Raw genomic sequence first — 24,052 nt, forward strand, 5'->3', positions numbered from 1 at the left:
GAAAGCCGGTGAACCGTCATGAGCATCAACCAGCGAGGCAGCCTGTCGCAATGGTTTCGCAACCAGCGCATTCGAACGAAAATATTCGCGGTGTACGTGCCTTTAATTTTAGTCCCGCTCTTCGTGCTGGGTTATGCTTCCAACCTCATCTATTCGGAGGCGATCATCGAGAAAACGAAGAAAAACGTGTCGGACAATTCTTCGCTTATTATTACACGGCTAAGCAGTATGCTGACCAATGCGGAAAGCTGCGCTAATATGCTGACGCTGAACTTAAACAAGCTGCTGGCCCCGGAGCTGGCCATACCCTCGGAGTCGACAAGCCTGCAGCGCTACACGGCCATTACAAATCAGCTGAGCTTTGGCTTGCTGGTGTTTCCCGAGGTTGATTCGGCGGCTCTGATCGACGAGCAGGGAGTCGTGTACGGATCGAGCGCGCGCGTGGAGGAAAAGTCCGCCGCGGCTCTCCACAGCATGCTGTACCGGCAGGTGATGGAAACAAACGGTCTGAATGTATGGCTGCCGATGCAGCGCCGAGACTATCTGGTATCGGATTCCACCGTACCGGTGCTGACGCTCGGAAAAAAAATCGTCAACATCAATACCGGCCAGACGCTGGGCGTGCTCATTTTAAATATCAAGGAATCCTCGCTGTCAGCCGTGTACCGGAATATGGGGGCTCTGCCGTCGAGCAATTATATGATCGCCGACCGCGAAGGCAGCATCGTTTCCTCTGCGCAGCCGTCCGAGCTGCTGGAGCCGATCGCCAACCTCAGTTTGCAGCGGTGGGTACAACATGCGGAGGATGCGACCGCTATTTTCCCGATGGAAGGGATGGAACGGCTCGTCACAAGCCATAGCTTCCCCCAGCTCGGCTGGAAGCTGGTCAGTATCATTCCGCTGCGCGAGCTGACGGCTGATTTGGACCAGATAACGCTTGTGATTTTGACCATCGGCGCGTTATGCCTGATGTTTGCGCTCGGCGGCTCCGCGCTGCTCTCGAAGCTGATTGCAGGTCCGATCATTAAGCTGGCCAAGGGAATGAAGGGCTTCCATGAAGGCAATCTGGACGTCCGGATCGAGATCAATTCCACGGATGAAATGGGGCTGTTCTCGCTGGGCTTCAATACGATGACCCGGCGCATTAAGGAGCTGGTGGAAAACATTACGGAGGAGCAGAAGAAAAAGCGGGGCTACGAGCTGGCGCTCATTCAGGCGCAGATCAAGCCGCATTTCCTGTACAATACGCTGGATGTTATCTATGCATTGGCCGAAATGGGCCGGGTCAAGGACGTTTCCCGGACGACGAAGGCGCTTGCCGACTTCTACCGGGTGGCCCTCAGCAAAGGGCGGGAGCGAATCCGCATCGAGGAGGAGCTGCGCAATGTGAAGGACTATCTCGCCATTCAGCATATCCGTTATTCGGACGTGTTCACGTACCGGTTCGATGTAGAAGGAGACATCATGCAGCAGGAAATACTCAAGCTGACGATCCAGCCGCTGGTGGAAAACGCCATCTACCACGGGCTCAAGGAAAAAGGGGACATGGGGCTGCTGGTGATCCGCGGCTACCGGGCGGCCGATGCCATCGTGCTTGAGGTGCAGGACGACGGCGTCGGCATGACGGCGGAGAAGCTGGAGGAGCTGAGGCGCACAATGATCGCTCCGGATAGCGGCGGACAAACCGGCTTCGGCTTGCCTAATGTGGACGACCGGATCAAGCTGTTTTACGGAGAGGAATACGGCCTGCAGCTCGAAAGCTCTCCCGGCGCAGGAACCGTTGTCACAATTACGCTGCCGGCGCAGCAGGTTAACGCGGAAGGACAGGTGGAGTAAGGATGCTTAAAGTGATGATTGTCGATGATGAAGTGATTTTCCGGGATTATTTGCGGACAACGATCTCCTGGGGCGAGTACCAGCTGGAAATATGCTGCGAGGCGAAAAACGGCGTGGAGGCGCTGGAGCTTGCCCGCGAGCATAGGCCGGCGATTGCGCTGATTGATATCAATATGCCGTTTATGGACGGCCTGGAGCTGACCGAACGGCTGAAGCAGGAGCTGCCGGACACCGGCATCGTGCTGGTAACCGGGTATAGCGAGTTCGAATATGCGCGGCGCGCGCTGAAGCTGGGGGTCGAGGACTACATTCTCAAGCCGTTTTCCAAGGAGGAGCTGATCCTTACGCTGTTGCGGCTGCAAACGAACATCGTCCGCGCCCAGGAGGAGCGGATGACGCTGCAGGCCAATCAAGTGCTGCTGAAGGAAGGCTTCCTGAACCATCTCGTCAGCCGGGACTACAACCTGACGCAGGAGGAGACGAAGCAGCGGCTGGACATGCTGGGCATTAAATCGCTATCCGGCCCGCTGCAGGTCGCCTGCATCGAAATTGACAGTATGGACCAGAAGTGGAATCGGGTCAGCGACAAGCTGCTGTGGCGCTTCGCCGTCACGAATATTTTGGAGGAAACGATGGTGACAGGGGAGCCGCCGCTTGTCTTCAACGGTGCGGAGGGCCGCATTCTCTGCATTCGGGAGGGGAAGCCCGGACAAGGACCGCCGCAGGAGCAGGAGGGCTATGAGAAGCTGTGCTTTCTGATCAAGAAATATTTGAAATTCACCATCACGATCGGCATCGGCGGGTGGCATGAAGGCTACGCGGGAATTCGCGCTTCGTATGAGGAAGCGCTGAGCGCCCTCCAGCGGAAGTTTCTGCTCGGCAACGACCGGGTCATCCGGTACGAGCAGCAGGGGAGCGGCGGAGCTGTGACCGACACGAGCGCTTTTATTACGCCGGAGACCAATGAGGAGCTGCTGATCCGGCTGCGCATGAACGACTGGAATGCCGTGAAAAGCGGGCTTGAAGCGATTTTTACCAGCATCCATGAGCAGCGGCTGTCCATCGAATACACCTATGTCATCTGCATGGGCCTTGTCTCGTTATGCCTTTCGTACGTATCGGAAAGCGGGCATCCGATTGAGGATTGCTTCGGCGAGGATTTTTTCCCGTACAGCGAGATTACCCGGATGGAAGCGATAGATGCAGCCGGACAATGGATCGAAGGGCTGTTCCACAAGGCGCTGCAATACGGGCAGCTGCATAAGCAAACGAAGTCGCGCAAAATTGCGGAGGCGGCCAAAAAATATGTGGAGGAGCACTACCGGGATTCGGAGTTGAATCTGGAGCAAATCGCGCAGCATGTGTTCATTAATTCGAGCTACCTGCGGGCGGTGTTCAAGAAGGAGCTGGGCATGACCGTCACCGACTATTTGACCCATACGCGCATGCAGCGGGCCAAGGAGCTGATCGGCCGCGGCGGAAGCAAGCTGTCGGACATTGCCGAGCGGATCGGCTACAACGACCCGGCGTATTTCAGCAGAGCGTTTAAGAAATACTACGGCTATTCGCCGAGCGACTACGAAAATCAGCGCAGCCACTAGCCGATATGCGCGAATAGTGCAAGAATGCATCGTTTAATCCATTAACGGCAGCCGTGTTTCCCAGTAAACTCATATCTTGTAGGGAACATTAGAGGGAGGTTATTACCATGAAGAAGGCGCTTTCGTTAGTGCTTGTTACAAGTTTGATGACGACCCTGGCGGCATGCGGTGCAGGCGAGCAAAAGCAGACAGAGCAAGCCGGCAGCAAGGATACGGCGGCCGCTGGCGGCGTAACCAAGCTGCGCATCTACGCGCAGTATGCCGATGACGATACGAAGCTTCCGTACGACTACGCGGTTGCGGAGCTGAAAAAGGAAATGCCGAATGTAGAGCTGGAGCTTGAGGTTCAGGCGCAGGACGACGGCCAGAAGCTGAAGACGTATGCCGCGACAGGCAATTTGCCGGATATTTTCCAGGCCGGTCTGGATCAGATCAATACGTTCAAAAAATCCAACAACATTCTGGTGCTGGACGAATACGTCGAGAAATTCAAATTTAAAGACAAGATGCACGCGAGCGCTATGAACACGCTGTACGCAGCCGACGGCAAGGTATATGCATTCCCGTATGCGGGCAATGAGCTGGTGCTGCTGTTTTATAACAAGGAGCTGTTCGAGAAAAACGGCGTGAAGGTGCCGACGACCTTCGACGAGATGATGACAGCTGTGAAGGCGTTCCAGGAGAAAGGCATTACGCCGATGTCGCTGTTCGCAAAAGAAAAATGGCCGACGGTGGCTTTGGTCGACATGTTTGCAACCCGTTACAACCCTGCCGGCATTACAGCGCTTGATCAAGGCAAGGCGAAGCCTTCCGACGATGCGTACAAGAAGGCCGCTCAGCAGGTTGTGGATCTCGTGAAAGCGGGCATGCTGCCTAAGGGCGCTACGAACCTGAACTATGACCAGGCGGCTGCGATGTTCCACGAAGGCAAGGCAGCGATGTTCCTGAACGGCCAGTGGGAAATTGAGGCGGCTACGAAATCGCTTGGCGATAAGGCGGCTTACATGTACTACCCGGCTCCGGACTCGGCTTCGTACGAGAAGAGCAAGCTGGCATTCAGCGGCTCCGGCGGCCCTTCCGGCTACGCCGTATCGGCGAACACGAAGGATAAAGAGCTGGCGGCGAAGGTGGCAAGCTTCATCTCCCTGAAATATGCCGAATACAAGTATACGCAACGCGCCAACCCGATCGTAGCGACGAAGGTAGACAAGCCGATCGAGAAGAAATACCCGCCAATGATGGAGCAGCTGTCCAAAGACATTCCGAACATTACAAGCACGACCGCTTTCGCATGGGGCTTGTCGAATCCTAAGTTCAAAGCCGCTGTTGAGGATGCATCGCAAAACTTGATGACAGGCACGTACACGGTAGATCAGTTTGTAAAAGATTTGGAAAATGCATTGAAGTAAACGGTTCTTCCTCGCACCGGTCATGCACTGCTGTGGCCGGTGTGAGCATTTTCCAGGCAGGAGAGAACGATTATGAAAAAGTTTATGGGCAATAAGCTGGCGATTGCGCTGTTTACGCTGCCGACGCTGCTGCTGTTTACGGTGATGGTGTTTTGGCCGATTGTACAGGTTTTTTTCCGCAGCTTGTACGAATGGGACGGACTGACTCCGGGCATATTTATTGGGTTCGACAATTACACGCGGCTCTTTGAGGACCGCATTTTCTATACGTCGCTTTATAACGGCCTTGTTTTCGCGCTTGTGCTGGTCGTGCTGCAGATCGGGATCGGCACGCTGCTGGCGCTGTCGGTATCCAATGCGCTGCTCAAGGGGCGCAAGCTGCTGCGGATCAGCTACTTTATTCCGGTTGTTTTGTCCATCACGGTCGTTTGTCAGCTGTGGCTGGCGATGTACAATGGGGAGAACGGTCTGATCAACAAGTTGTTCGAGCTGCTTGGCCTGGAGTATCGCCAGGATTGGCTGACCAATGAAAAGACGTCGATTTTCGCGATTGCGGCCGTTAACGCCTGGCAATATATGGGCTACCATTTTGCGCTGCTGCTGGCGGCTGTGCGCTCCATCCCCGAGCAGTATCTGGAAGCGGCCCGCATTGACGGAGCCGAGCGCTGGAAGGCGCATTGGCATATTACCATTCCGCTGATGTCGGAAACGTACAAGTTCTGCCTGGTGCTTGCGGTGACGGGCGGTTTGAACGCCTTTGCCAATATGTTCATTATGACGGGCGGCGGTCCCGGTACGACGACATACACGCTCACCTACCTGATGTATCGTTCGGCGTTCCGCATTAACGAATTCGGTTACGGCAGCGCGGCGGCGGCATTCCTGGTCATTGAATGTCTCGTGGTTACGCTTGTCATTAACCGTCTGGTGGCTCGCGAACGGATCGTATACTAGAGGAGGAGAGGGAACATGATCAGAGCCGCCAGAATGCGAAAAAAGTTACCGATTTTGCAGCTATTTTTATGGCTATATGCAATCATTTCGGTATATCCGCTTATTTGGATGGTTTTTTATTCCTTAAAATCAAATAACGAAATTTTCGTTACCAATCCGTTTGGCCCGCCGACCAGCTTCCGCTGGGAAAACTATGTGCAGGCCTGGACGAAATTCAACGTCCCGATGTACTTTATGAACAGCTTGTTCGTATCCGTGGTAACGGTGGTCGGAACGATTGCGTTGGCCGTCATGTTTGCTTATGCGGTATCCCGTATGCAGTGGCGGTTCCGGGAGGTCGCAAATACGTACGTCATTATCGGCATGTTCGTGCCTGTACAGGTGATTATGATTCCGCTGGCTATTTTGGTGCGTGATTTCCATCTGGCCAATACGTATCTGGCGTTGATCGTGCCGTATATCGCGTTTAACCTGTCGTTTTCCGCGATGGTGTTCTACGGCTTCTTTCGCAGCATTCCGAATGAGCTGGAGGAGTCGGCCTGCATTGACGGAGCGACGATTTACCAAACCTTCTGGCGCGTCATGCTGCCGATTGTGAAGCCGGCGATTGCGACGATGGTGATCTTCGTCTTCCTCGCCGCATGGAACGAGTTTCCGATGGCGTTGATGCTGATTACGAAAGAAAACTTAAAGACGCTGCCGCTGGGCCTGCTGTTTTTCCAAGGCCAGTTCACGACGGAGTGGGGCGCCATGGGGGCCGCGATGACAATTGCGAGCTTGCCGACGGTGCTCGTCTACATGCTGTTCAGCGAACAGGTGGAGAAGGCCCTTACCGTTGGCTCGGCTGTAAAAGGGTAATCGCTGCGCTGCAAGCGTGCGTACCGGGCAGGCCCGGAGCGTCATCGCCGGGTACGCCGAGGACTTAGGCGCGCTGATCCGTCGACAGATTGAGGCGGAGCCAGCGCACGCATGCGGCTGACGCCAGCAAAAAAGGAGCAAGGAGGCTGTTCTCCGAGGCACTCAAGAGCTGCCTGGGGACAGCCTTTTTGTAGGTTTTAGTTCAGATCAAGCGAATAAGGAGTGAGTCATGATGCATATTGGGGTGGACTATTACCCGGAGCAGTGGCCCAAGGCGCGCTGGGATGAGGATTTCAAGCTGATGAAGGAGCTGGGCGTCAACACGGTGCGGATCGCCGAATTCGGCTGGCAGCTTATGGAGCCCGAGGAAGGGCGCTATGACTGGAGCTTCTTCGACGAGGTGCTGGAGCGGCTGACGGAGCAGGGGTTATCCGTGGTGCTGGGTACGCCGACCGCGACGCCTCCCGCCTGGATGGCGCACAGCTATCCGGATATACTGCCTGTCGATGCGAACGGCGTCACGATCAGCTTCGGGGCAAGGCGGCACTATACGGTGAACAGCCACAGGTTCCGGGAGTTCTCGTCCGCCATCGTCGAGGCGATGGCCCGGCGGTACGGGCAGCATCCGCAGGTGATCGGCTGGCAGACGGACAACGAATACGGACATGAGAAGTCTGACCGCAGCTATGGAGACGAGGACCGGCTTGCTTTTCAGGCGTGGCTGCAGGCTAAATACGGAACGCTGGATAACCTGAATGAACGGTGGGGAACCGTGTTCTGGAGCCAAACCTACACCGCGTGGGAGCAAATTCCGACGCCGCGCAAAGTTTACCAGGAGCATAATCCGAGCATGCTGCTCGACTTCGACCGCTTCTGCGCAGACAGCTACACAAGCTACAACCGGATGCAAGTAGAAGCGCTTCGCAAGCATATCAAGCCGGAGCAGTTTATTACGCATAATTTCGTCTACACCGACCAGGCGGTTCATCAAAAGGACATGGCCAAGGATCTCGATTTCGTTTCCTTCGACAACTACCCGGTATGGGGCGGCTTGGCCGAGCCGATTACTCCGTCGTCGATCGCGCATCATATGGATTTATGCCGCGGCGCCAAAGGGGGCAAAGGTTTCTGGGTTATGGAGCAGCTGATCGGCGCACAAGGCTGGAGCCGGATCGGCTATCTGCCGCGGCCGGGTCAGGCCAAGCTGTGGACGTACCAGGCGATCTCCCGAGGAGCCGAGGCGATTATTTATTTCCGCTGGCGGGCGGCCCATTTCGGCACCGAGGAGTTTTGCCATGGCATTCTTGACCATGACGGCGTGCCGCGCCGGAAGTTCCGCGAGGTGAAGGAAGTGATCGACGCGCTGCGGGTGTTCGGCGACGAATGGACAGCGGCCGAGTATCGCGGCGAGGTGGCGGCCTATTACGATGTGGAAAATGCGTGGGCGTGGAACATTCAGCCGCACAGCGATCTGTTCAGCCACAAGCAGGAGTTTTTGCGCTTTTATTCGCCGGCGCACCGGCTGAACGCGATGACCGACATCGTATCGCCCGGCGATTCGATCATGTCGTACAAGGTGGTCATCGTCCCGGTCTACTTCCTGACGAATCCGGCGTTTACCGAGCAGCTGAAGCAGTATGCGGCAGCCGGGGGAACGGTCATTCTTACGTACCGCGCAGGCGTGAAAACGCCGGACAATTTTGTCATCGAAAGCGTGCTGCCGGGCGAGCTTCGTGAGCTGGCAGGCGTCGACATTCACGAATATGAGGCGCTGCAGTCCAGCCAGCACTATACGGTGCGCGGCACAGCCGGGCCGCTGCGCGGCGTCCGCTCCTCCGCGCGCATTTGGTGCGATCTGCTGTACCCGACGACAGCCGAGGTGCTGGCCGAATATGAAGGCTCGTTTTATGACGGCACGCCCGCAATTACGCGCAACCGCTTCGGTCAAGGAACGGTGTACACGATCGGCTCCGCGATTGAAGAAAGCATGCTGGAGACGCTGTACGCCGCGATCTTCGCGGAAGCAGGCGCAGCCACGCTGTCCGCGCCGGAGGGCGTCGAGCTGGTCAGCCGCCGCGGCGCGGACGGCAAAGTCTTTCTTGGCTGCATGAATCACAGCACGGAGCGGCCTGCTGTCGTGACTTTGCCGGAGGGACAGTGGATCGACCCCGTTACCGGGACGGCCTATGAGGGTGAGCTTGCTCTGCCGGTTCTGGGAAGCATCGTACTGACGCAGAAAGCGGGGAATGAAGCATGCGTGTGATCGTGATCGAGGAGAAGCAGCGCTTTGTGCTGGAAAGTAAAGCGATGGCTTACGTGTTCGACGTAGCGGAGCGGGGGCATTTGATCCAGGTTCATTGGGGACCGCGTCTGGGCGCTGACGACTATGCGCAGCTGCAGCCGGTGATCATTCCTCATTCTTCGTTTGAATCGCCCAGAGGCGTGATGGGCTATGAATATATTCCATGGGGCGAGCTGGTGTACAGCGAGCCCACGTTAAAAGTAACGGCGGCGGACGGCGGACGCGGCCTAGCGCTCAGCTATGCGGGCCATACCGTCGTGCGCGAAGCAGGCCGCGAGCAGCTTGTCGTGAAGCTGCAGGATGATCGCGGCCTGCTGCAGGTGGAGCTGAACTATATCGTCTTCGACGGGCATGATGTGATCGGCCGCAGTCAGACGATTACAAGCCTTGGCGGGGCCTTGACGCTTGAAGCGGCGAGATCGTTTCAAACGTCCGTGCCATGGGGCGAGGACTACCGTCTGACGCACGTAACCGGGATGTGGACCGGGGAATTTCAGCTTGTGCAGCAGCCGGTCGTTCCCGGACGCAAAACGATGGAAAGCCGCCGCGGCGGTACAAGCCATCAGGCCAATCCGTGGTTTGCCGTCGACAACGGCGCAACGGAGGATACCGGCGAGGTGTGGTACGGGCATCTGGCTTATTCCGGCAGCTGGGAGCTGACGGTAGAGCAGGATGCCTTCGGCTTCGTACAGCTAGCGGGCGGCGTGCAAAGCTTCGACTTCGCGTGGGCGCTTGACGCAGGCCAATCGTTCGCAACGCCCTTGGCGTATCTGGGCTATTCGGCGGCGGGCTTCGGCGGCATGAGCCGGAGCGCCCACGATTTCCAGCGCCAGGTTATCCTGCCGCTGCCGCATCGCGACAAGCCGCGGCGCGTGCTGTACAACTCCTGGGAGGCGACGTACTTCGACGTCAGCGAGGAAGGCCAGAAGGCGCTTGCGGCCAAAGCGGCCGACATCGGAATCGAGCTGTTTGTCGTCGATGACGGCTGGTTTGGCGAACGTCATTCCGATCAAGCGGGGCTGGGCGACTGGACGGTGAATCCGCGCAAGTTCCCGAACGGGCTGCAGCCGCTGATCGACCATGTGAACGGGCTGGGCATGTCGTTCGGGCTCTGGGTCGAGCCGGAGATGACGAATCCGGACAGCGAGCTGTACCGGCAGCACCCGGAATGGATTTACCATTTCGAGGGCGTGCCCTCCACAACCTCCCGCAACCAGTATGTGCTTAATCTGGGCCGCGAGGACGTGCAGCAATTTTTGATCGGGTTTATGCGGCGGCTGCTGTCGGAGCATCGGATCGAGTTTATCAAATGGGACATGAACCGGGCGTTTTCCGAGCCAGGCTGGGCGGCGGCAGGCAGCAGGCAGAAAGAGCTTTGGGTCCGCCATGTGCAGGGGCTGTACCGGGTTATTGACGAGCTGCGGGCAAGCTTCCCGCACGTGGAGTTTGAATCCTGCTCCGGCGGCGGCGCGCGGATCGACCTCGGTATTATGAGCCGTACCGATCAAGTATGGACCAGCGACAATACGGATGCGCTCGACCGGCTGCTTATTCAGGAGGGCTATTCGTACGCCTACAACCCGAAGGCGATGATGTGCTGGGTGACGGACGAGCTGAACTGGCTCAACAAGCGGGAGCTGCCGCTATCGTTCCGCTTTCACTCGGCGATGATGGGCTCGCTCGGCATCGGGGGCAATCTGAACGAGTGGTCGGACGGCGAGCTGGCCGAAGCAGGCCAGTGGATTGCCGCCTACAAGGCGCTGCGCCACGTTGTCCAGGATGGACGGCAATACCGGCTTGCGTCGCTGCGCCAAAAGCCGTATGCCGCTGTGCAGTACGTATCGGCGGATGGTCTCGAATCGGCGGTATTTGCCTTCTACGGCGAGCGTCATTACGGAAGCAAGCATGTGCGGCTGCTGGCGAAAGGGCTGGAGCCGGGGGCGACCTACCATGTGGTGGACGGAGCGTCGCATCTGTTCGCAAAAGGTGTCACCGGCGCGTTCCTGATGACGCATGGCTGGCAATGGGAAGCGGTACGGAGCTATGACAGCCGGCTATTCCGCATTGAGCGTATTAAGGATTAATAAGTTTGAATTGACCGACCTTCGAGCTGGGGGTCGGTTTTTTTGCATTCCACCCGAAAACATTGACTAATTAGCAAACATAACTATATAATGTCTATAAAATGATAAACATTTATAGGATGTGTTTGGTTTATGGAGTTATCTGAGCTGTTTTGGAATGCATCGCTGGAGGAGTTGAAGCAAGGGTATGTGGAGCAGGCTGGACAGTTCCAATGTCTGCTCTGCGGAAGCGCCTGCGAGAAGGGCATTATTTACCCCGTGGAGGGGGTTTTATATGAAGCGGAACGGTATATGCGTCTGCATATCCGGATGGCGCATCAATCGGTCTTCGACTACTTGATCTCGCTGGATAAGCGGCTGACCGGGCTGACCGAGCATCAGAACGGCCTGCTGCGGCTGTTTTACCAGGAGCGCAGCGACGCGGACATTCAGAAGGAGCTGGGCATCGGCAGCGCGTCGACCATTCGGAATCACCGCTTTGCGCTCAAGGAAAAGGAGCGGCAGGCCAAAGTATTTCTGGCGCTGATGGAGCTGCTGAAAAGCAAGGATCAGCATGCGCCGCAGTTCGTCGAGGTGCATCAGACGGCCAAAATGGTCGATGAGCGTTACAATGTAACGGTCGATGAGCAGGCGGCCATCCTGGCGAAATATTTTCCCGATGGCGCTGCAGGGCGTCTGAGCTCCTTTCCGAAAAAGCAAAAACAAAAGCTGGTCATCCTGCGTGAAATTGCGTCCCGGTTTGCACGCGAGCGCACGTACCACGAACGAGAGGTCAACGAGCTGCTGAAGCCGATGTATGATGATCATGTCACGCTGCGGCGCTATTTGATCGAATACGGGTTTTTGAACCGCAAGCCGGACGGCAGTGCATATTGGATGGCCTGAACCCGGCCGCACCAAGCGGGTTACCCTTTAAACGAAGAAAGCGAGGCGCATGACAACTATGGAAACGAGAAACCGCAGAAAAGAGCTGCAGCAGCACTATAAGGAAATCAAGGTGGAGGCGGGCATTTACCAGATCGTGAATACGGTCAATCAGAAAGTATTTATTGACAGCAGTCCGAACTTCCGCAATCTGAACGGGCGGCGATTCGAGCTGAATGCGGGCGGCCATAGGAACAAGCAGCTGCAGCAGGACTGGAAGACGTATGGCGAAGCAGCCTTTCGCATCGAGGTGCTGGAGGTGCTTGAGATCAAGGACAGCCCGTTTTTCAGTGTGAAGGATGAGCTGAAAAAGCTGGAGGAGCGCTGGCTCGACAGGCTTCAGCCGTATGGGGAGCGCGGGTATAATTCGCAGTCTTAATCATTTATAATAGAAAGGATTAACCTGACGAAGAGCTGTGGAAGCTGTGGAAAGGAGCCATGATGATTAGACCTGCGCGAGAAGCAGACAGCAAGGAAGTGGCGCAGCTGCTGGCCGTGATCGTCCGCGATGTAGGGCTGCCCTTTGTCGGACAGCTGACGGAGGACGGGCTGCTGGACTTGATTGAGCACGCCTTCCTGACCGAGGACACCCGGTTCAGCCGCCGCCATGTGACGGTGAAGGAGCTGGACGGCCGGGTGGCAGGCATGATTCTGGTGTACCCCGGCGCCGATGCCGCGCGGATGGACGGCCGCCTGTGGGAGCTGTTTCTCCAGCGGCGTCCGGACGCATCCGGAGCGCTGGACCTCGAAGCGGGGGAGGACGAGATGTACATCGACTCGTTGTGCGTATTCGCCGAATTTCGCGGTCAAGGCGTGGCTACGGCGTTACTTGATTTCATTGTGAAACAAAGTGAAGAGGCGGGCTGGAGCAGACTGTCGCTCAATGTCGAACCTGACAACAGACCGGCGCGCAAGCTTTACGAGCGGAAGGGCTTCGTCACGGAGCGGAGCATCCGGATTGCCGGTCATCCTTACGACCATATGATCTACAAAAAGTCATAAACCGTTCACAGGTCTGCCATGAAACTGGCCTGATCGAGCCATCCGGTTTTCGTGTAAAACAGGTACAATACGAGGGAAGGGCTTGTGCAGGAAAGGGGAATGCGGATTGAAGCGACTAGGAAGGCTACTGCTGTTAGGCTGTCTGCTGCTGACGGCTGCAGCTTGCTCCACGGAAAATCAGGGACAGGACCCTGCGAAGGTCAAGGTTGAGCTGGTAACCGTTCCGGCGACCGCGGCGGCTGGACAGCCGGTTACGCTGACGGCGCAGGTAACCGGACTTATTAGTGAGGACGGGGCCAGAGTCCAGTTGGACATTCGCAGCAGCGACCGCAACGCGCTGCCGGATGTCGTGACCGCCGACGCCGCAGGCGCAGGCGCCTATTCGACCGTAAAAACGTTCGAGAAGCCGGATACGTATACGATTTACGTTCATGTATACCAAGGTGATCTTCACGTCACCAAAAAGAAGCAGCTCGCCGTCTCCTGACGGATGAACAGACAGAGCCGTTAACGGCGGCTGTTCGTTCGTCATCGGTTCTTTCTAGCTCGGGCTGGCGGCCTTTGGCGGTTCGGTTAAACAGGTAACAGCCCGTTCAGGCGTCTGGAGGACGCTCAGGACGGGCTGTTGCCTGTTTAGACTGTTAGGACTGTAAGAATGGTTAAGGCTATTAAGTCTGGTAAAGGCTGCTAAGGCTGTTGAGAAAGTTAAGGCTGTTGAGACTGTTAAGACGTGTTGCCCTGTTGAGCTGGGCTTGCTCGCTGCCCTCTTGTTCCCTAGGGGCAAGAGATGCAGAGAGGCAAGCTCGCCAACGCGGAGCCGCAGAGCAAAAATATACAAGTTTTAGCCAAGCTGACAAGCGCGAGACAAGATTCGGCTGGCATTCCTGATTTATAATGGAAGCGTTGCCGTTCGTTCACCCTGCCGCAGCTTAATTCAACGCGCGGGCTTGACGGTAGCGCAGCGGCGACATGCCGGTGACGGCTTTAAACGTTTTATTAAAATGCGAAATATGCTCGAAGCCGACCTGTTCGGCAATCGCCTGCACCTTGTCCCGCGTCGTCTCCAGCAGCCGCTCGGCTTGACGAATGCGAACGCTGCGCACATAATCGCTGAAGTGGAAGCCGGTCAGCTTCAGGAAAACGCGGCTTAAATAAGCCGGGCTAATATAAAACTTCCGGGCCGTCCCCTCCAGAGTGATCGGCTCATGGTATTGACTGTGGATATACGAGGCAATCTCGCTGACCTTCTGGTGCATCGGGTGCTCCACATCCGCCGGCTGCTGGACGGTCTGGCTGGCCCGGTGGATACGGATCAGCAGGTTGACGAGCAGATGGCGCACGGAGGCTGTATACAGCTCCGGCTGCTCGCGGCATTCACTGAGCAGCTGATGCAGCAATTGCTCGACCAGCGGCTGCTCCTTCATCGTAAACCGGATAAGCGCCGACGTTCGGAAGGCAGGCAGCTCCAGCAGCCGCGGCTCCGCCTCCCGGACAAAAAGGGGCGAAAATTCGATCAGCAGCCGGTCGAATTTCTCCAGACTGGTGCTGGCGGTGGCGTGCAGGTCGCCCGGGACGACGATAATCATATCGCCCTTGCGGGCGGTAAATACTTTACCTTCAATAAAAAAGACACGTTCGCCGTCCAGCAAGTAATACAGCTCATAAAACGGATGCAGATGCGGACGCGGCATCGCGGAATAGCCTTGGCGCTGCAGGTGCTGGACGGAAAATGAAAGCTCCCCGATCTGGTATTTGGGACTGAACGGCTCGCGCATGAGAACCTCCCTTGGACTTCGCTGACGTGGTCCGGATCAATCAGACTGCTTGCCCAATTTTAGCACAGCATCGCTCAGTGTCACAAACATTATGACAAACAGGAGTTGAACCGAGATGTGGAGTCCCGACCAATATTTAGCCAAGCTTGTCCAGGATACGCTGGCAGCAAGCCTGGACGCGCGTGTACATACGATTCCTTACGCCGCCAAGCAGCAGGAGCTGCGGCGGCAGCTCGCCGCAGCGCTCGGCGATTTTCCGGAGCCTGCGCCGCTTGCGCCTGAGCTGCTGGAGCAATTCGAGCATGACGGCCTCGTCATCGAGAAGCTGGCGTATACGACCTGCGACGGGCTGCGGGTGCCTGCCTATGCCGTGTACCCGCAGCAGCGGACAGGCAAGCTGCCGGCTGTGCTGGCTTGTCACGGCCATGGACCCGGCCAGCGGGCGGCGCTTGGGCTGAAGGCGGACGGCGCCTTCCAGGAGGAAACAGATATTCATAACCGCTTCGCGCTGGAGCTGGCCCGCCGGGGGATGTTTGTGCTGGTGCCGGAAATTATCGGCTTCGGCGACCGCCGTCTGCAGGCCAGCGTGGACGCGAAGCCGGACAGCTCGGAATCGAGCTGCCTGCCGATCTCCCAGCTGCTGCTGATGTGCGGGATGACGATTGGCGGACTGCGTGTATTCGAGGCGAAGCGCGCGCTCGACTATATCGCTACCCGGCCGGAAGCCGACAGCTCGGCGATCGGCACGTTAGGCTTCTCCGGCGGCGGCTTGGTCGCATCGTTGACCGCTGCGCTCGACGAGCGGCTGCGGGCGGTCGTGTTATGCGGCTATGCAAATACGTATGCAGGCAGCATTTTGGACCGTCCGCATTGTATGGACAATTATGTGCCCGGCATTTTGCGGGTGGCCGAGCAGCCGGAGCTGCTCGGGCTGATCGCCCCGCGGCCGCTGTTTATCGAATCCGGCGTGCATGACCGCGTATTCCCGGTTGAGACGACGGAGGAGGCGATCCGGCGGCTGGGCGTCATTTACCGCGGCAGCGGGGCGGGGGAACGGCTTGCTTCGGATATTTTCCCGGGCAAGCATGAAATTTCCGGACGCCAGTCGTGGGACTGGCTGTATGAGCAGCTGACAGAAGCGGTAAAAGGGGGAGCCAACTAATGCAAAGCAAAGAGCAAGCACAGCGTCCGGCGCGGATCATTACCGTGCAGCAGGACGGCGGCGGCGATTTCAGCCGTGTTCAAGACGCGATTGACGCAGTGCGCGTATTGCCGCTGGAGCCGGCGATCATTGAAATTGGACCCGGACAATACCGGGAGCGCATACTTGTGCCGGACAACAAGCCGCATATTACGCTGCGCGGCGCGGGTGCGGAGCAGACGATACTGATCTACGGCGACTACGCCAAAATGAAGGACGCAAACGGCAAGGAATTAACGACATTCCGCACCGCGACGGTCAAGGTGGAAGCCGACGATTTCCGAATGGAGCAGCTGACGGTATGCAATGACGCCGGGTATGGCGACGACATTGCGCAGGCGGTTGCGCTGTATACGGCCGGGGATCGTCAGGTGTACCACGAGGTCCGGCTGCTCGGCAACCAGGACACCTTGTACACGAGCCGGGGCCGACAGCTTTTCGACCGCTGTTATATCGAAGGGCATGTGGATTTCATTTTCGGCTCGGCGACCGCGCTGTTTGAGCATTGTCACATCCACAGCTTGCGTTCCGGCTACATCACGGCCGCATCGACAGCAGCCGGGCAGCCGATCGGATATGTATTCCGCAGCTGCCGCCTGACGGGGGCGGAGGAGACGCCGTCCGTTTATTTGGGCAGACCGTGGCGCGGCTGGGCGCATACCGTGTTTCTGGATACGTGGATGGGGCCGCATATCCATGCCGCCGGCTGGGATCATTGGGGCGATCCGGCCAATCAGGAGACCGCTCGTTACGCCGAATTCGGCAGCACTGGTCCTGGAGTGGGCCAACGTGTGCCGTGGGTGCGGCAGCTATCGGTAGACGAAGCGGACGCGTTCAGGGGCGAGGCGGTGCTGGCCGGGGCGGATGGCTGGAACCCGGTGGCGGCAGGGAGCTGACGTGCGTTCTGGCTTGGGTTTAGAGTGTTAAGCTTTAAGGATACGTTAACATGGGGCAATGTTAACAGCGTTGAACATGTGGGCTGTAAAACATAATGTACATGAAGTGACGGGAATCCACGAGGATACGGCGGATGTGACACTCCGGTTTTATCCTCTTCTCGAATCATTTGGACGAAAATCAGGAGTTTTGCAAAAGGTGGAAAATGGTGTACGATCATACCTGTAGTAGTTTGGTATTGGTGTTGATCTGAATAACGGAATTGTATCCAAAAGAATTGGAGATTCTTCGTTTGCTGGGAAGCAGACGGAGGGTCTCTTTTTTTATGTTATCTATTGATAATTTTGGTATACTGAGGGGAGATAGGATAATATGCATGTTTTATAGGCAAAAAGAATGAATTTTCATTATGCATCAGAATGGAAGGCTTTAATGCCGAGGATGTGCAAAGAATAAAGCTGCTTAAACATCGGCAGTGGCTTCCCGCGGAGCGAATGTGGGCAGTGCCTTATACGATAGCATCCATGGAGGAACTGTGGGAGGCATTTGTGGCCGAAGCCCAATCCTTTGAGATTCAAGGGGAGCTGCTGGCTGAATGTCCTTACTGGAGGGACAAGGTGGAGGAACGGGAGAGGGCGACGTGTAGGGAGGCTGATCAAAGCGGTTCGATACATGGCAAAAAATCGACTCTGGACGTTTTGATCAAGCAATTGAAGCTTCGAGGATATAGTCATCGCACAATTAAGGCTTATTGCAGACATGTGCGGCGTTTTGAGGAATTTAGTGAAGGAATGGAAGGTATACAAGCAGGTCGAGAGGTTGAAGCCTACTCTCTTGCCTTGCTTGGCAAGGGCAGGTCGCATTCTTTTGTGAATCAGGCGATAAGCGCACTGAAGTTTTATATGGAGCATGTGCGAGGGGAGCGCCAAGGCGTACAATTTGTTCGGCCAAAGAAGGAAAAGAAGCTTCCCAATGTGTTGTCCACCAACGATGTGCTTTCTTTGCTGAAGGTTGTGAACAATACGAAGCATCTGTCGCTTTTATACCTGTTATATTCGGCGGGGCTTCGGGTCGGCGAGGTGGTCAGACTTCGAACGCGAGATCTGGACTTTGAGAGGAAAACCATTACCGTTCGGCAGGGCAAAGGACGCAAGGATCGTGGTCACGCTGCTATCCGATGCGGCAAGCCTGGTGGTGCAGGAATATGCCCAAGGGCTGGGTGCGGAGCAGTGGCTGTTTCCGGGCCAGGATTCCAGAAAACACTTGACGGAGCGGAGCGTGCAAAAGCTTTTTGAGAAATGCAAGGGCGAGGCTGGCATTAAAAAGCCAGTTAGTGTCCATTCGCTTCGGAATTCCTTCGCTACTCACTTGCTGGAGGGCGGAACAGACCTAAGGTATATTCAGGAGCTTCTTGGTCATCAGAGCAGCAAAACAACAGAACGGTATACCCATGTGAGTGTAAAAATTATTCGGAGGATTAGAAGTCCACTGGATGGTTTAATGCAGGGTGAGTAGGCTGGAGGGGCGGGAATCGTCTTTGTTGGGCGGCATTCACGAACAAGTTCAGGAATACCCCGAATTATAAGGTTTTACCGAAATACGCAGATAAAGACGTTATCGGAAATTCAGTTGAAAGGAATAAAAACATTGAAAACACTATATCGCCCAGTAGGTTTAACTGAAATGAAATTAATCCTCGACTTAAATCTGAAAGGCTTCCCTCCAAGACTTCCAGAACAACCTATTTTTTACCCAGTACTTAATAAAGAATATGCGGACCAGATAGCTTATGAATGGAATACTAGGGATAAATTCTCAGGATTTGTGGGATTCGTTACAGAATTTGATGTAGATAGTCCGTTTATTGATAAATACGAAGAACAGATAGTTGGAAGTACGAGACATAATGAACTTTGGATTCCTGCTGAAGAATTAGATGAACTTAATAATAATATTCTTGGTCATATCAGAACTGTTGATGTTTTTTATGGGGCTTATTACGAGGGATTTACACCAGAGTTGAGTATTTTTGGAGGAAAGAATATAGTTGAACAATTCAAGATATGGAAAGAAATATTAGATTATAATTCAATGGATTTTTATTGCGAGCTTAAGGAATATTGGAAATACATTTTTTTGAATTATAAGCTTTGGCAAGATATTGATTTTAATGATTTTGGAATTAATGAAATAGAAAAGAAAGAAGTATTAACAACAATGAATGAATTTTGGAAAGAACATTTTCCAGAGATCAAACTTTTTGCGGGTATTTCGGAGAAGAACTGAACATCCGATAACACCGTATTATGAGAACCATTATTCGACTCATCAGGAATGCCTAAAATCCCTTATCCCATAAGGCCTTTTGCCAATCTATTACTTCGCTTTTCTCGCTTCGTCTTCGCATAACTGGTGCTGCAGGTGCTCAGGCAGGCTCATGGTCGTCATCGACCCGAAGGCGAGGTGCTGCATCACTCGGATGGCGGCAGCCAGTACGCCTCGCATGATGACCACAAGCAGCTATGTGCTTAAGGCCTACTCCATGAAAGACAGCATGAGCCACCAAGGAAACTGCTACGATAATGCTTACATCGAGTCCTTCCACAACAAAAAGAACTGATCTACTTGAACAAGTACGCGACCGGTGCCGAAGCCGAGAAAGGCATCTTTGAGTACATCGAAATCTTTTACAACAACGAGCGTATCCATCCATCAGTTGGGCAAGTCCAGTCATGGGCTGGCCGAAATATGTTGTAGCCGAAACCTCCCAAGCTGGAGGTTTTTTTGTGTGCCTGAACGTCGAAGGAAGCGATGGGCAGGTGCCGTTCCCCGCCTCCGGTTTGGTTTTTCAAAAAACCAAACCGGAGGCGAAAAGAATGAAGATAAAAAGCAACCTGCGGAAGCACCTCTGCGGAGGATGGCCCCTGCGGCGGTCATTTAATGTTTAATTTGGTCGTTTTTACTCACTTTAACAATTTTAATTGTATATCTTTTACTTTTTTGTTATAGTAACCATATAATACTATAATGTGGGTGATTAAGATATGATTGGTCGAGAGAGTTCCTGGTTCTTGAATACGCACGCCGGCTCTTCTGCAAAGCTCCGCTTATTTTGTTTCCCTTACGCCGGCGGCGGAGCCTCTGTATTTAGTCGCTGGAAGCGAGAATTGCCGGCTCACATTCATGTTTGTCCCGTTCAGCTTCCCGGCCGAGAGAGCAGGATGTTGGAGGACCCGATGGATTCCGTCGAGGCGATCGTGCATTCGCTTGTTTCGGAAATCAAACCGTTTTTACATACGCCCTTCGCTTTTTTTGGACACAGCATGGGGGCGCTAATAGCCTTTGAAACGGCTCGTCAATTATATGTCAAGCATCAGGTGGCTCCAATCCACTTATTCGTATCAGGTAAAACTGCGCCACACTTGCCTTATCCAAGAAAACCCATGCACAAGCTGCCGGATGATCAGTTTAAGAAGGCGCTTCGGCTCATGCAAGGCACACCTGAAGAGGTTTTACAGAATGATGAATTGATGGAAATCGTAATGCCTCATTTACGAGCTGACTTTACCGCTGTTGAAACCTATGTATACAGACCGGGAGAAGTGCTTCCTTGCCCGATTGCGGTTTTTGGCGGATTGCAGGACCATGACGTAAGCATAGAATCGCTTCACGCTTGGCAAGGGCATACAACTGGTTCATTCCAAGTGCAGATGCTGGAGGGCAACCATTTTTTTCTCCACAAGCAGGAACAAGCGGTCATCGGCAGTGTGCTGCGTGAATTGTCGCCTCAGATGGTGAGGTTTGCCGCAAGCGGTCCGGTTGCACGTTAACCAACTGCCACCTAAAAATGATGAAATCACGCTCATAACAGTCCATCTCCGCCTAGCAACGAAGAACCAGACTGCGCGAGCGTTATTTATTATGCACATTTTCAGACTATGGAGGGATTTGTTTATGACAAACACATTCGAAATGCTGGAATCCAATGTAAGATCGTATTGCCGTTCTTTTCCCGATGTCTTTGTGCGTGCGAAAGGCTCGGTATTGTACGCCCAGTCCGGCAAAACGTTTATCGATTTCTTCGCCGGAGCCGGAGCGCTAAATTACGGACACAATAATGATTTTATCAAGCAACGGCTCATCCAATATTTGCAATCGGACGGCCTTAGTCACGGACTGGATATGTATACTTCGGCCAAGCAGACCTTTCTGCAGACGTTCTCAGAAAAGATTCTGAAGCCGCGCGGTCTCGACTATAAGCTTCAGTTTTGCGGTCCAACCGGAACCAATGCGGTAGAGGCGGCGCTGAAATTGGCAAGAAAAGTGAAGGGAAGGACGGGCGTGTTTGCTTTCATCGGCGCGTTTCATGGGATGTCGCTTGGAAGCTTGTCCGCCACAAGCAGTCTGTACCATCGCGAAGCGGGAGGATTGCCGCTGCATGATGTTACGTTTATGCCATTCCCAACGGGGTTTATCGACAAATTGGATACGATCGGCTACATGGAAGCGATTTTAACGGACGATCATTCGGGCATAGCCAAGCCAGCAGCGATCATCCTTGAAACCATGCAAGCCGAGGGCGGTTTAAATGCGGCGCCTACCCAGTGGCTTCAGGAGCTTCGGGACCTTTGCGACCGTCACGATATTTTGCTGATCGTCGACGATATCCAGGTGGGCTGCGGACGAACAGGTTCATTTTTCTCCTTTGAACGGGCGGGGATTGTTCCCGATCTGGTCGTGCTCTCCAAATCGATCAGCGGTTACGGTCTGCCGATGTCGTTGCTGCTGCTAAAGCCCGAGCTGGATGTTTGGCAGCCGGCTGAACATAATGGCACCTTCAGGGGAAATCAGCTTGCGTTCGTTGGCGCGACGGCGGCTCTTGAACTCCGGGAATCGGAGCAGTTGGATGCGGAGACGGAACGTAAAGCGAAGTTTGTTGAACAATACTTGAAGGAGCATATTTTGCCGATCAACCCGCTCATCTCGATGCGCGGTATGGGATTGATTTGGGGCATTGACGTATCGGCTTGCCAGGATGAACCTCTCTCCAAAGCCATCGTGTCTCGATGCTATGAGCTTGGACTTATTGTCGAGCGGGCCGGACGTCAGGATATGGTGGTCAAGCTGATGCCTGCGCTTACGATTTCGATGGACGAGCTAGCCGCCGGCTGCGAAATATTTAAGCAGGCCGTATCGGAATGCTGCGCCTTGATCCCTTCACTTCAGCCTCAGCTGGCATAAGCACCTTCTGAAAGAACGGGCGGCGTTGAAGCCTGCCAAGCGATCCGGCTGGTAGCCATCATTCTGGTCCTGCACCCCAAGCAGGGGTTGTCAGGTAAGCCAAAGGCGCACACCGCCGGAGCGTCTGGCTAGGCTGCGCGTAGCTCGGAGGTTCAATCAAGAATTTGTCAAGGGGAGAGACGATGAAAAACAACAATGTTCCATTATTTCCGCTAACGCAACCCCAGCAGCGGATTTGGTATACCGAATTGCTATATCCAAATCGAACTGCCACGACGATCATTGCGATAGTGAAAATAACAGGCCGCATCGATGTGAAGGTTTTGAAGCAAGCCATAAACAAAGTCATTGAGCAAAGCGATTCTTTTCGCATCCGACTGACGACGGAAAACGGAGTTCCTTTTCAATACGTTCGGGACTATGAGGAGAAGGATTTCGAATGTATTGATTTGAGCAAGGAGCGGGCGGAGCAGAGGATGCTTGAGCTTCGGTCCATTCCGCTTGAACTGCTGGACTCCGAGCTGCACCGGTTCGTTATGGTACGGATCGGGGACGAGGAAACGTGGATCAATTTCAAGATGCATCACATCGTATCCGATGGCATTTCCATGAATTTGGCTATAAACGAAATCATGCAGCATTATTTGACTATCATAAGCGGCAACAGCTCTCCTCGCAAGAACAGCTCTTATATTGATTTCATTCAGGTCGAGCATGACTACGAGCAATCCGAGCGCTATCAGAAGGACAAGGACTATTGGCTCACAAAATTCGGCACGATGCCCGAAGTCATTAGTTTGAAGTCATCCAATCCGCTAACGGTGGGCACGGACGCAAGAGTCGATAGATTGATGCTGGACGACGAACTGCATCATGGCGTAAAAGCCTTTTGCGAGGAGTATCAGATCAGCATCTTCACCTTTGTTCTGAGCGCTTTATATATTTACATGCATAAGGTAACCAACGAGCAGGACGTGGCGATCGGCACTTTGTATGCGAACCGGACGACAAAGAAAGAAAAAGAAATGGTCGGCATGTTCGTCAGTACGGTCGCAACGAGGATGCTGGTGGAGCCTGAGCAGGAATTGCTTTCGTTTCTGAAAAATGTCGCCAAAGAACAAGCTTCTATCCTGCGCCATCAGCGATATCCGTACAATAAAATCGTTCAGGACTTGCGAGAGGCTCACCGCAATCAGGATGTCCAGCGGTTGTTTGGCGTTTCGATACAATACCGATCATTGAGCTTCTTTCGTACGGATGAGGCTGTTGTGCATGCGGATCAAGATTATACCTTGGATTCCGTTAACGATTTTGATATTCATGTCCTGGATTTTGTAGATGACGGGAAGCTCTTTGTTGATCTGTATTACCGCACGCAGCTATTTGGCGAGCATGAAGCGAAGGAGATCATCCGTAAGTTCGTTTGCATCTTGGAGCATATGATTCGCAGCCCGTATCAGAAAATATCCGAGCTTTCGCTTATCAGCGAAGAGGAGCAGCGCAGGCTGATCACCGCCTTCAACGATACGGATGCGGATTACCCGAGAGAGAAGACGATTCACGGCTTGTTCGAGGAGCAGGCAGAGCGGCATCCGGATGCGGTCGCGGTCGAATACGAGGACGAGCGGCTGACGTACCGCGAGCTGAACGAGCGGGCGAACCGCCTGGCGCGCACCCTGAGGGACCAAGGCGTCGGGGCGGACCAACTGGTGGCCATTATGGCCGAACGTTCCCCTTCTATGGTGGTCGGGATTCTCGCCATTCTGAAGGCGGGCGGGGCGTATGTGCCGATTGATCCGGACTACCCGCAGGAGCGCATCCGCTACATGCTGGACGATTCGGGGGCCGGGGTGCTGCTGCTGCAGGCGCATTTGCGGGACAAAGCGGCCTTTGCGGGCGTCTGCCTGCTCCTGGATGACGAGAAGAGCTACACCGTGGACAGCGCGAACCTCGTCTCGGTCAACCAGC

At 54.7% G+C, this 24,052-nt stretch carries 19 protein-coding genes and 1 pseudogene; 19 read left to right on the forward strand and 1 reads right to left on the reverse strand.

All coding sequences use genetic code 11. The features are described 5' to 3' along the window. Nucleotides 1-18: 18 nt before the first annotated feature. The 11 genes from AC6ROY_RS10920 to AC6ROY_RS10970 all read left to right on the forward strand — a co-directional run bounded on the left by AC6ROY_RS10920 (nucleotide 19) and on the right by AC6ROY_RS10970 (nucleotide 13,457). Nucleotides 19-1,836, forward strand: coding sequence for a sensor histidine kinase (locus AC6ROY_RS10920; RefSeq protein ID WP_500100410.1), 1,818 nt, complete (start codon nucleotides 19-21; stop codon nucleotides 1,834-1,836). Between the two features lie 2 nt (nucleotides 1,837-1,838). Next, nucleotides 1,839-3,437 carry a response regulator gene (locus tag AC6ROY_RS10925; protein ID WP_500100411.1) on the forward strand — a complete coding sequence of 533 codons (1,599 nt, stop codon included), beginning with the start codon at nucleotides 1,839-1,841 and terminating at the stop codon, nucleotides 3,435-3,437. Between the two features lie 107 nt (nucleotides 3,438-3,544). Continuing rightward, nucleotides 3,545-4,846 (forward strand): ABC transporter substrate-binding protein, encoded by a 1,302-nt coding sequence (locus AC6ROY_RS10930; protein WP_500100412.1) that lies wholly within the window; start codon nucleotides 3,545-3,547, stop codon nucleotides 4,844-4,846. A gap of 72 nt (nucleotides 4,847-4,918) precedes the next feature. After that, nucleotides 4,919-5,800 carry a carbohydrate ABC transporter permease gene (locus tag AC6ROY_RS10935; RefSeq protein ID WP_500100413.1) on the forward strand — a complete coding sequence of 294 codons (882 nt, stop codon included), beginning with the start codon at nucleotides 4,919-4,921 and terminating at the stop codon, nucleotides 5,798-5,800. Nucleotides 5,801-5,815: 15 nt separating this feature from the next. Continuing rightward, complete coding sequence (locus tag AC6ROY_RS10940) at nucleotides 5,816-6,658, forward strand: carbohydrate ABC transporter permease (protein ID WP_500100414.1); 843 nt, start codon at nucleotides 5,816-5,818, stop codon at nucleotides 6,656-6,658. Between the two features lie 229 nt (nucleotides 6,659-6,887). Next, nucleotides 6,888-8,921, forward strand: a complete 2,034-nt coding sequence (locus tag AC6ROY_RS10945; protein WP_500100415.1) for a beta-galactosidase — start codon at nucleotides 6,888-6,890, stop codon at nucleotides 8,919-8,921. Then, on the forward strand, nucleotides 8,912-11,044 hold the full coding sequence (locus AC6ROY_RS10950) for an alpha-galactosidase (protein WP_500100416.1): 2,133 nt from the start codon (nucleotides 8,912-8,914) through the stop codon (nucleotides 11,042-11,044). Before AC6ROY_RS10945 ends, AC6ROY_RS10950 begins: the two co-directional genes overlap by 10 nt. Before the next feature lie 132 nt (nucleotides 11,045-11,176). Beyond that, nucleotides 11,177-11,929 (forward strand): DUF2087 domain-containing protein, encoded by a 753-nt coding sequence (locus AC6ROY_RS10955; protein ID WP_500100417.1) that lies wholly within the window; start codon nucleotides 11,177-11,179, stop codon nucleotides 11,927-11,929. 58 nt (nucleotides 11,930-11,987) lie between these two features. After that, nucleotides 11,988-12,347, forward strand: a complete 360-nt coding sequence (locus AC6ROY_RS10960) for a GIY-YIG nuclease family protein (protein ID WP_500100418.1) — start codon at nucleotides 11,988-11,990, stop codon at nucleotides 12,345-12,347. Nucleotides 12,348-12,406: 59 nt separating this feature from the next. Continuing rightward, nucleotides 12,407-12,970: a GNAT family N-acetyltransferase gene (locus AC6ROY_RS10965; protein ID WP_500100419.1), complete on the forward strand. Its 564-nt coding sequence runs from the start codon at nucleotides 12,407-12,409 to the stop codon at nucleotides 12,968-12,970. A gap of 106 nt (nucleotides 12,971-13,076) precedes the next feature. After that, nucleotides 13,077-13,457, forward strand: coding sequence for a FixH family protein (locus tag AC6ROY_RS10970; RefSeq protein WP_500100421.1), 381 nt, complete (start codon nucleotides 13,077-13,079; stop codon nucleotides 13,455-13,457). 442 nt (nucleotides 13,458-13,899) lie between these two features. Here AC6ROY_RS10970 and AC6ROY_RS10975 read toward each other — a convergent pair whose 3' ends face one another. Beyond that, nucleotides 13,900-14,745, reverse strand: coding sequence for a helix-turn-helix transcriptional regulator (locus AC6ROY_RS10975; RefSeq protein WP_500100422.1), 846 nt, complete (start codon nucleotides 14,743-14,745; stop codon nucleotides 13,900-13,902). Nucleotides 14,746-14,860: 115 nt separating this feature from the next. On the opposite strand from AC6ROY_RS10975, the gene AC6ROY_RS10980 reads away from it, so the two are divergent. From AC6ROY_RS10980 to AC6ROY_RS11015, 8 genes and pseudogenes are all read left to right on the forward strand, one after another. Next, nucleotides 14,861-15,907, forward strand: a complete 1,047-nt coding sequence (locus AC6ROY_RS10980) for an alpha/beta hydrolase family protein (RefSeq protein WP_500100424.1) — start codon at nucleotides 14,861-14,863, stop codon at nucleotides 15,905-15,907. Beyond that, nucleotides 15,907-16,842 (forward strand): pectinesterase family protein, encoded by a 936-nt coding sequence (locus AC6ROY_RS10985; RefSeq protein ID WP_500100425.1) that lies wholly within the window; start codon nucleotides 15,907-15,909, stop codon nucleotides 16,840-16,842. The genes AC6ROY_RS10980 and AC6ROY_RS10985 overlap by 1 nt, the downstream gene beginning before the upstream one ends. Before the next feature lie 525 nt (nucleotides 16,843-17,367). Then, nucleotides 17,368-18,358: pseudogene (locus AC6ROY_RS10990) on the forward strand (tyrosine-type recombinase/integrase). 132 nt (nucleotides 18,359-18,490) lie between these two features. Beyond that, nucleotides 18,491-19,129 carry a hypothetical protein gene (locus tag AC6ROY_RS10995; RefSeq protein WP_500100427.1) on the forward strand — a complete coding sequence of 213 codons (639 nt, stop codon included), beginning with the start codon at nucleotides 18,491-18,493 and terminating at the stop codon, nucleotides 19,127-19,129. A gap of 333 nt (nucleotides 19,130-19,462) precedes the next feature. Beyond that, a complete protein-coding gene (locus AC6ROY_RS11000; RefSeq protein WP_500100439.1) occupies nucleotides 19,463-19,600 on the forward strand; it encodes an IS3 family transposase in 138 nt (45 codons plus the stop codon). Between the two features lie 287 nt (nucleotides 19,601-19,887). Next, on the forward strand, nucleotides 19,888-20,673 hold the full coding sequence (locus AC6ROY_RS11005; protein ID WP_500100428.1) for a thioesterase II family protein: 786 nt from the start codon (nucleotides 19,888-19,890) through the stop codon (nucleotides 20,671-20,673). Between the two features lie 124 nt (nucleotides 20,674-20,797). Beyond that, nucleotides 20,798-22,084 (forward strand): diaminobutyrate--2-oxoglutarate transaminase, encoded by a 1,287-nt coding sequence (ectB, locus tag AC6ROY_RS11010; protein ID WP_500100429.1) that lies wholly within the window; start codon nucleotides 20,798-20,800, stop codon nucleotides 22,082-22,084. Nucleotides 22,085-22,266: 182 nt separating this feature from the next. Beyond that, nucleotides 22,267-24,052, forward strand: a 1,786-nt coding sequence (locus AC6ROY_RS11015; RefSeq protein WP_500100430.1) for a condensation domain-containing protein, incomplete at its 3' end; no start/stop codon positions are given.

Source organism: Paenibacillus sp. sg306046 (genome assembly GCF_059821225.1).

Excerpts from the sequence above, each read along its gene's own strand:
- AC6ROY_RS10920 (WP_500100410.1), top strand. The coding sequence starts at position 19 with ATGAGCATCAACCAGCGAGGCAGCCTGTCGCAATGGTTTCGCAACCAG.
- AC6ROY_RS10925 (WP_500100411.1), top strand. The coding sequence starts at position 1,839 with ATGCTTAAAGTGATGATTGTCGATGATGAAGTGATTTTCCGGGATTAT.
- AC6ROY_RS10930 (WP_500100412.1), top strand. The coding sequence starts at position 3,545 with ATGAAGAAGGCGCTTTCGTTAGTGCTTGTTACAAGTTTGATGACGACC.
- AC6ROY_RS10935 (WP_500100413.1), top strand. The coding sequence starts at position 4,919 with ATGAAAAAGTTTATGGGCAATAAGCTGGCGATTGCGCTGTTTACGCTG.
- AC6ROY_RS10940 (WP_500100414.1), top strand. The coding sequence starts at position 5,816 with ATGATCAGAGCCGCCAGAATGCGAAAAAAGTTACCGATTTTGCAGCTA.
- AC6ROY_RS10945 (WP_500100415.1), top strand. The coding sequence starts at position 6,888 with ATGATGCATATTGGGGTGGACTATTACCCGGAGCAGTGGCCCAAGGCG.
- AC6ROY_RS10950 (WP_500100416.1), top strand. The coding sequence starts at position 8,912 with ATGCGTGTGATCGTGATCGAGGAGAAGCAGCGCTTTGTGCTGGAAAGT.
- AC6ROY_RS10955 (WP_500100417.1), top strand. The coding sequence starts at position 11,177 with ATGGAGTTATCTGAGCTGTTTTGGAATGCATCGCTGGAGGAGTTGAAG.
- AC6ROY_RS10960 (WP_500100418.1), top strand. The coding sequence starts at position 11,988 with ATGGAAACGAGAAACCGCAGAAAAGAGCTGCAGCAGCACTATAAGGAA.
- AC6ROY_RS10965 (WP_500100419.1), top strand. The coding sequence starts at position 12,407 with ATGATGATTAGACCTGCGCGAGAAGCAGACAGCAAGGAAGTGGCGCAG.
- AC6ROY_RS10975 (WP_500100422.1), bottom strand. The coding sequence starts at position 14,745 with ATGCGCGAGCCGTTCAGTCCCAAATACCAGATCGGGGAGCTTTCATTT.
- AC6ROY_RS10980 (WP_500100424.1), top strand. The coding sequence starts at position 14,861 with ATGTGGAGTCCCGACCAATATTTAGCCAAGCTTGTCCAGGATACGCTG.
- AC6ROY_RS10985 (WP_500100425.1), top strand. The coding sequence starts at position 15,907 with ATGCAAAGCAAAGAGCAAGCACAGCGTCCGGCGCGGATCATTACCGTG.
- AC6ROY_RS11005 (WP_500100428.1), top strand. The coding sequence starts at position 19,888 with ATGATTGGTCGAGAGAGTTCCTGGTTCTTGAATACGCACGCCGGCTCT.
- ectB (WP_500100429.1), top strand. The coding sequence starts at position 20,798 with ATGACAAACACATTCGAAATGCTGGAATCCAATGTAAGATCGTATTGC.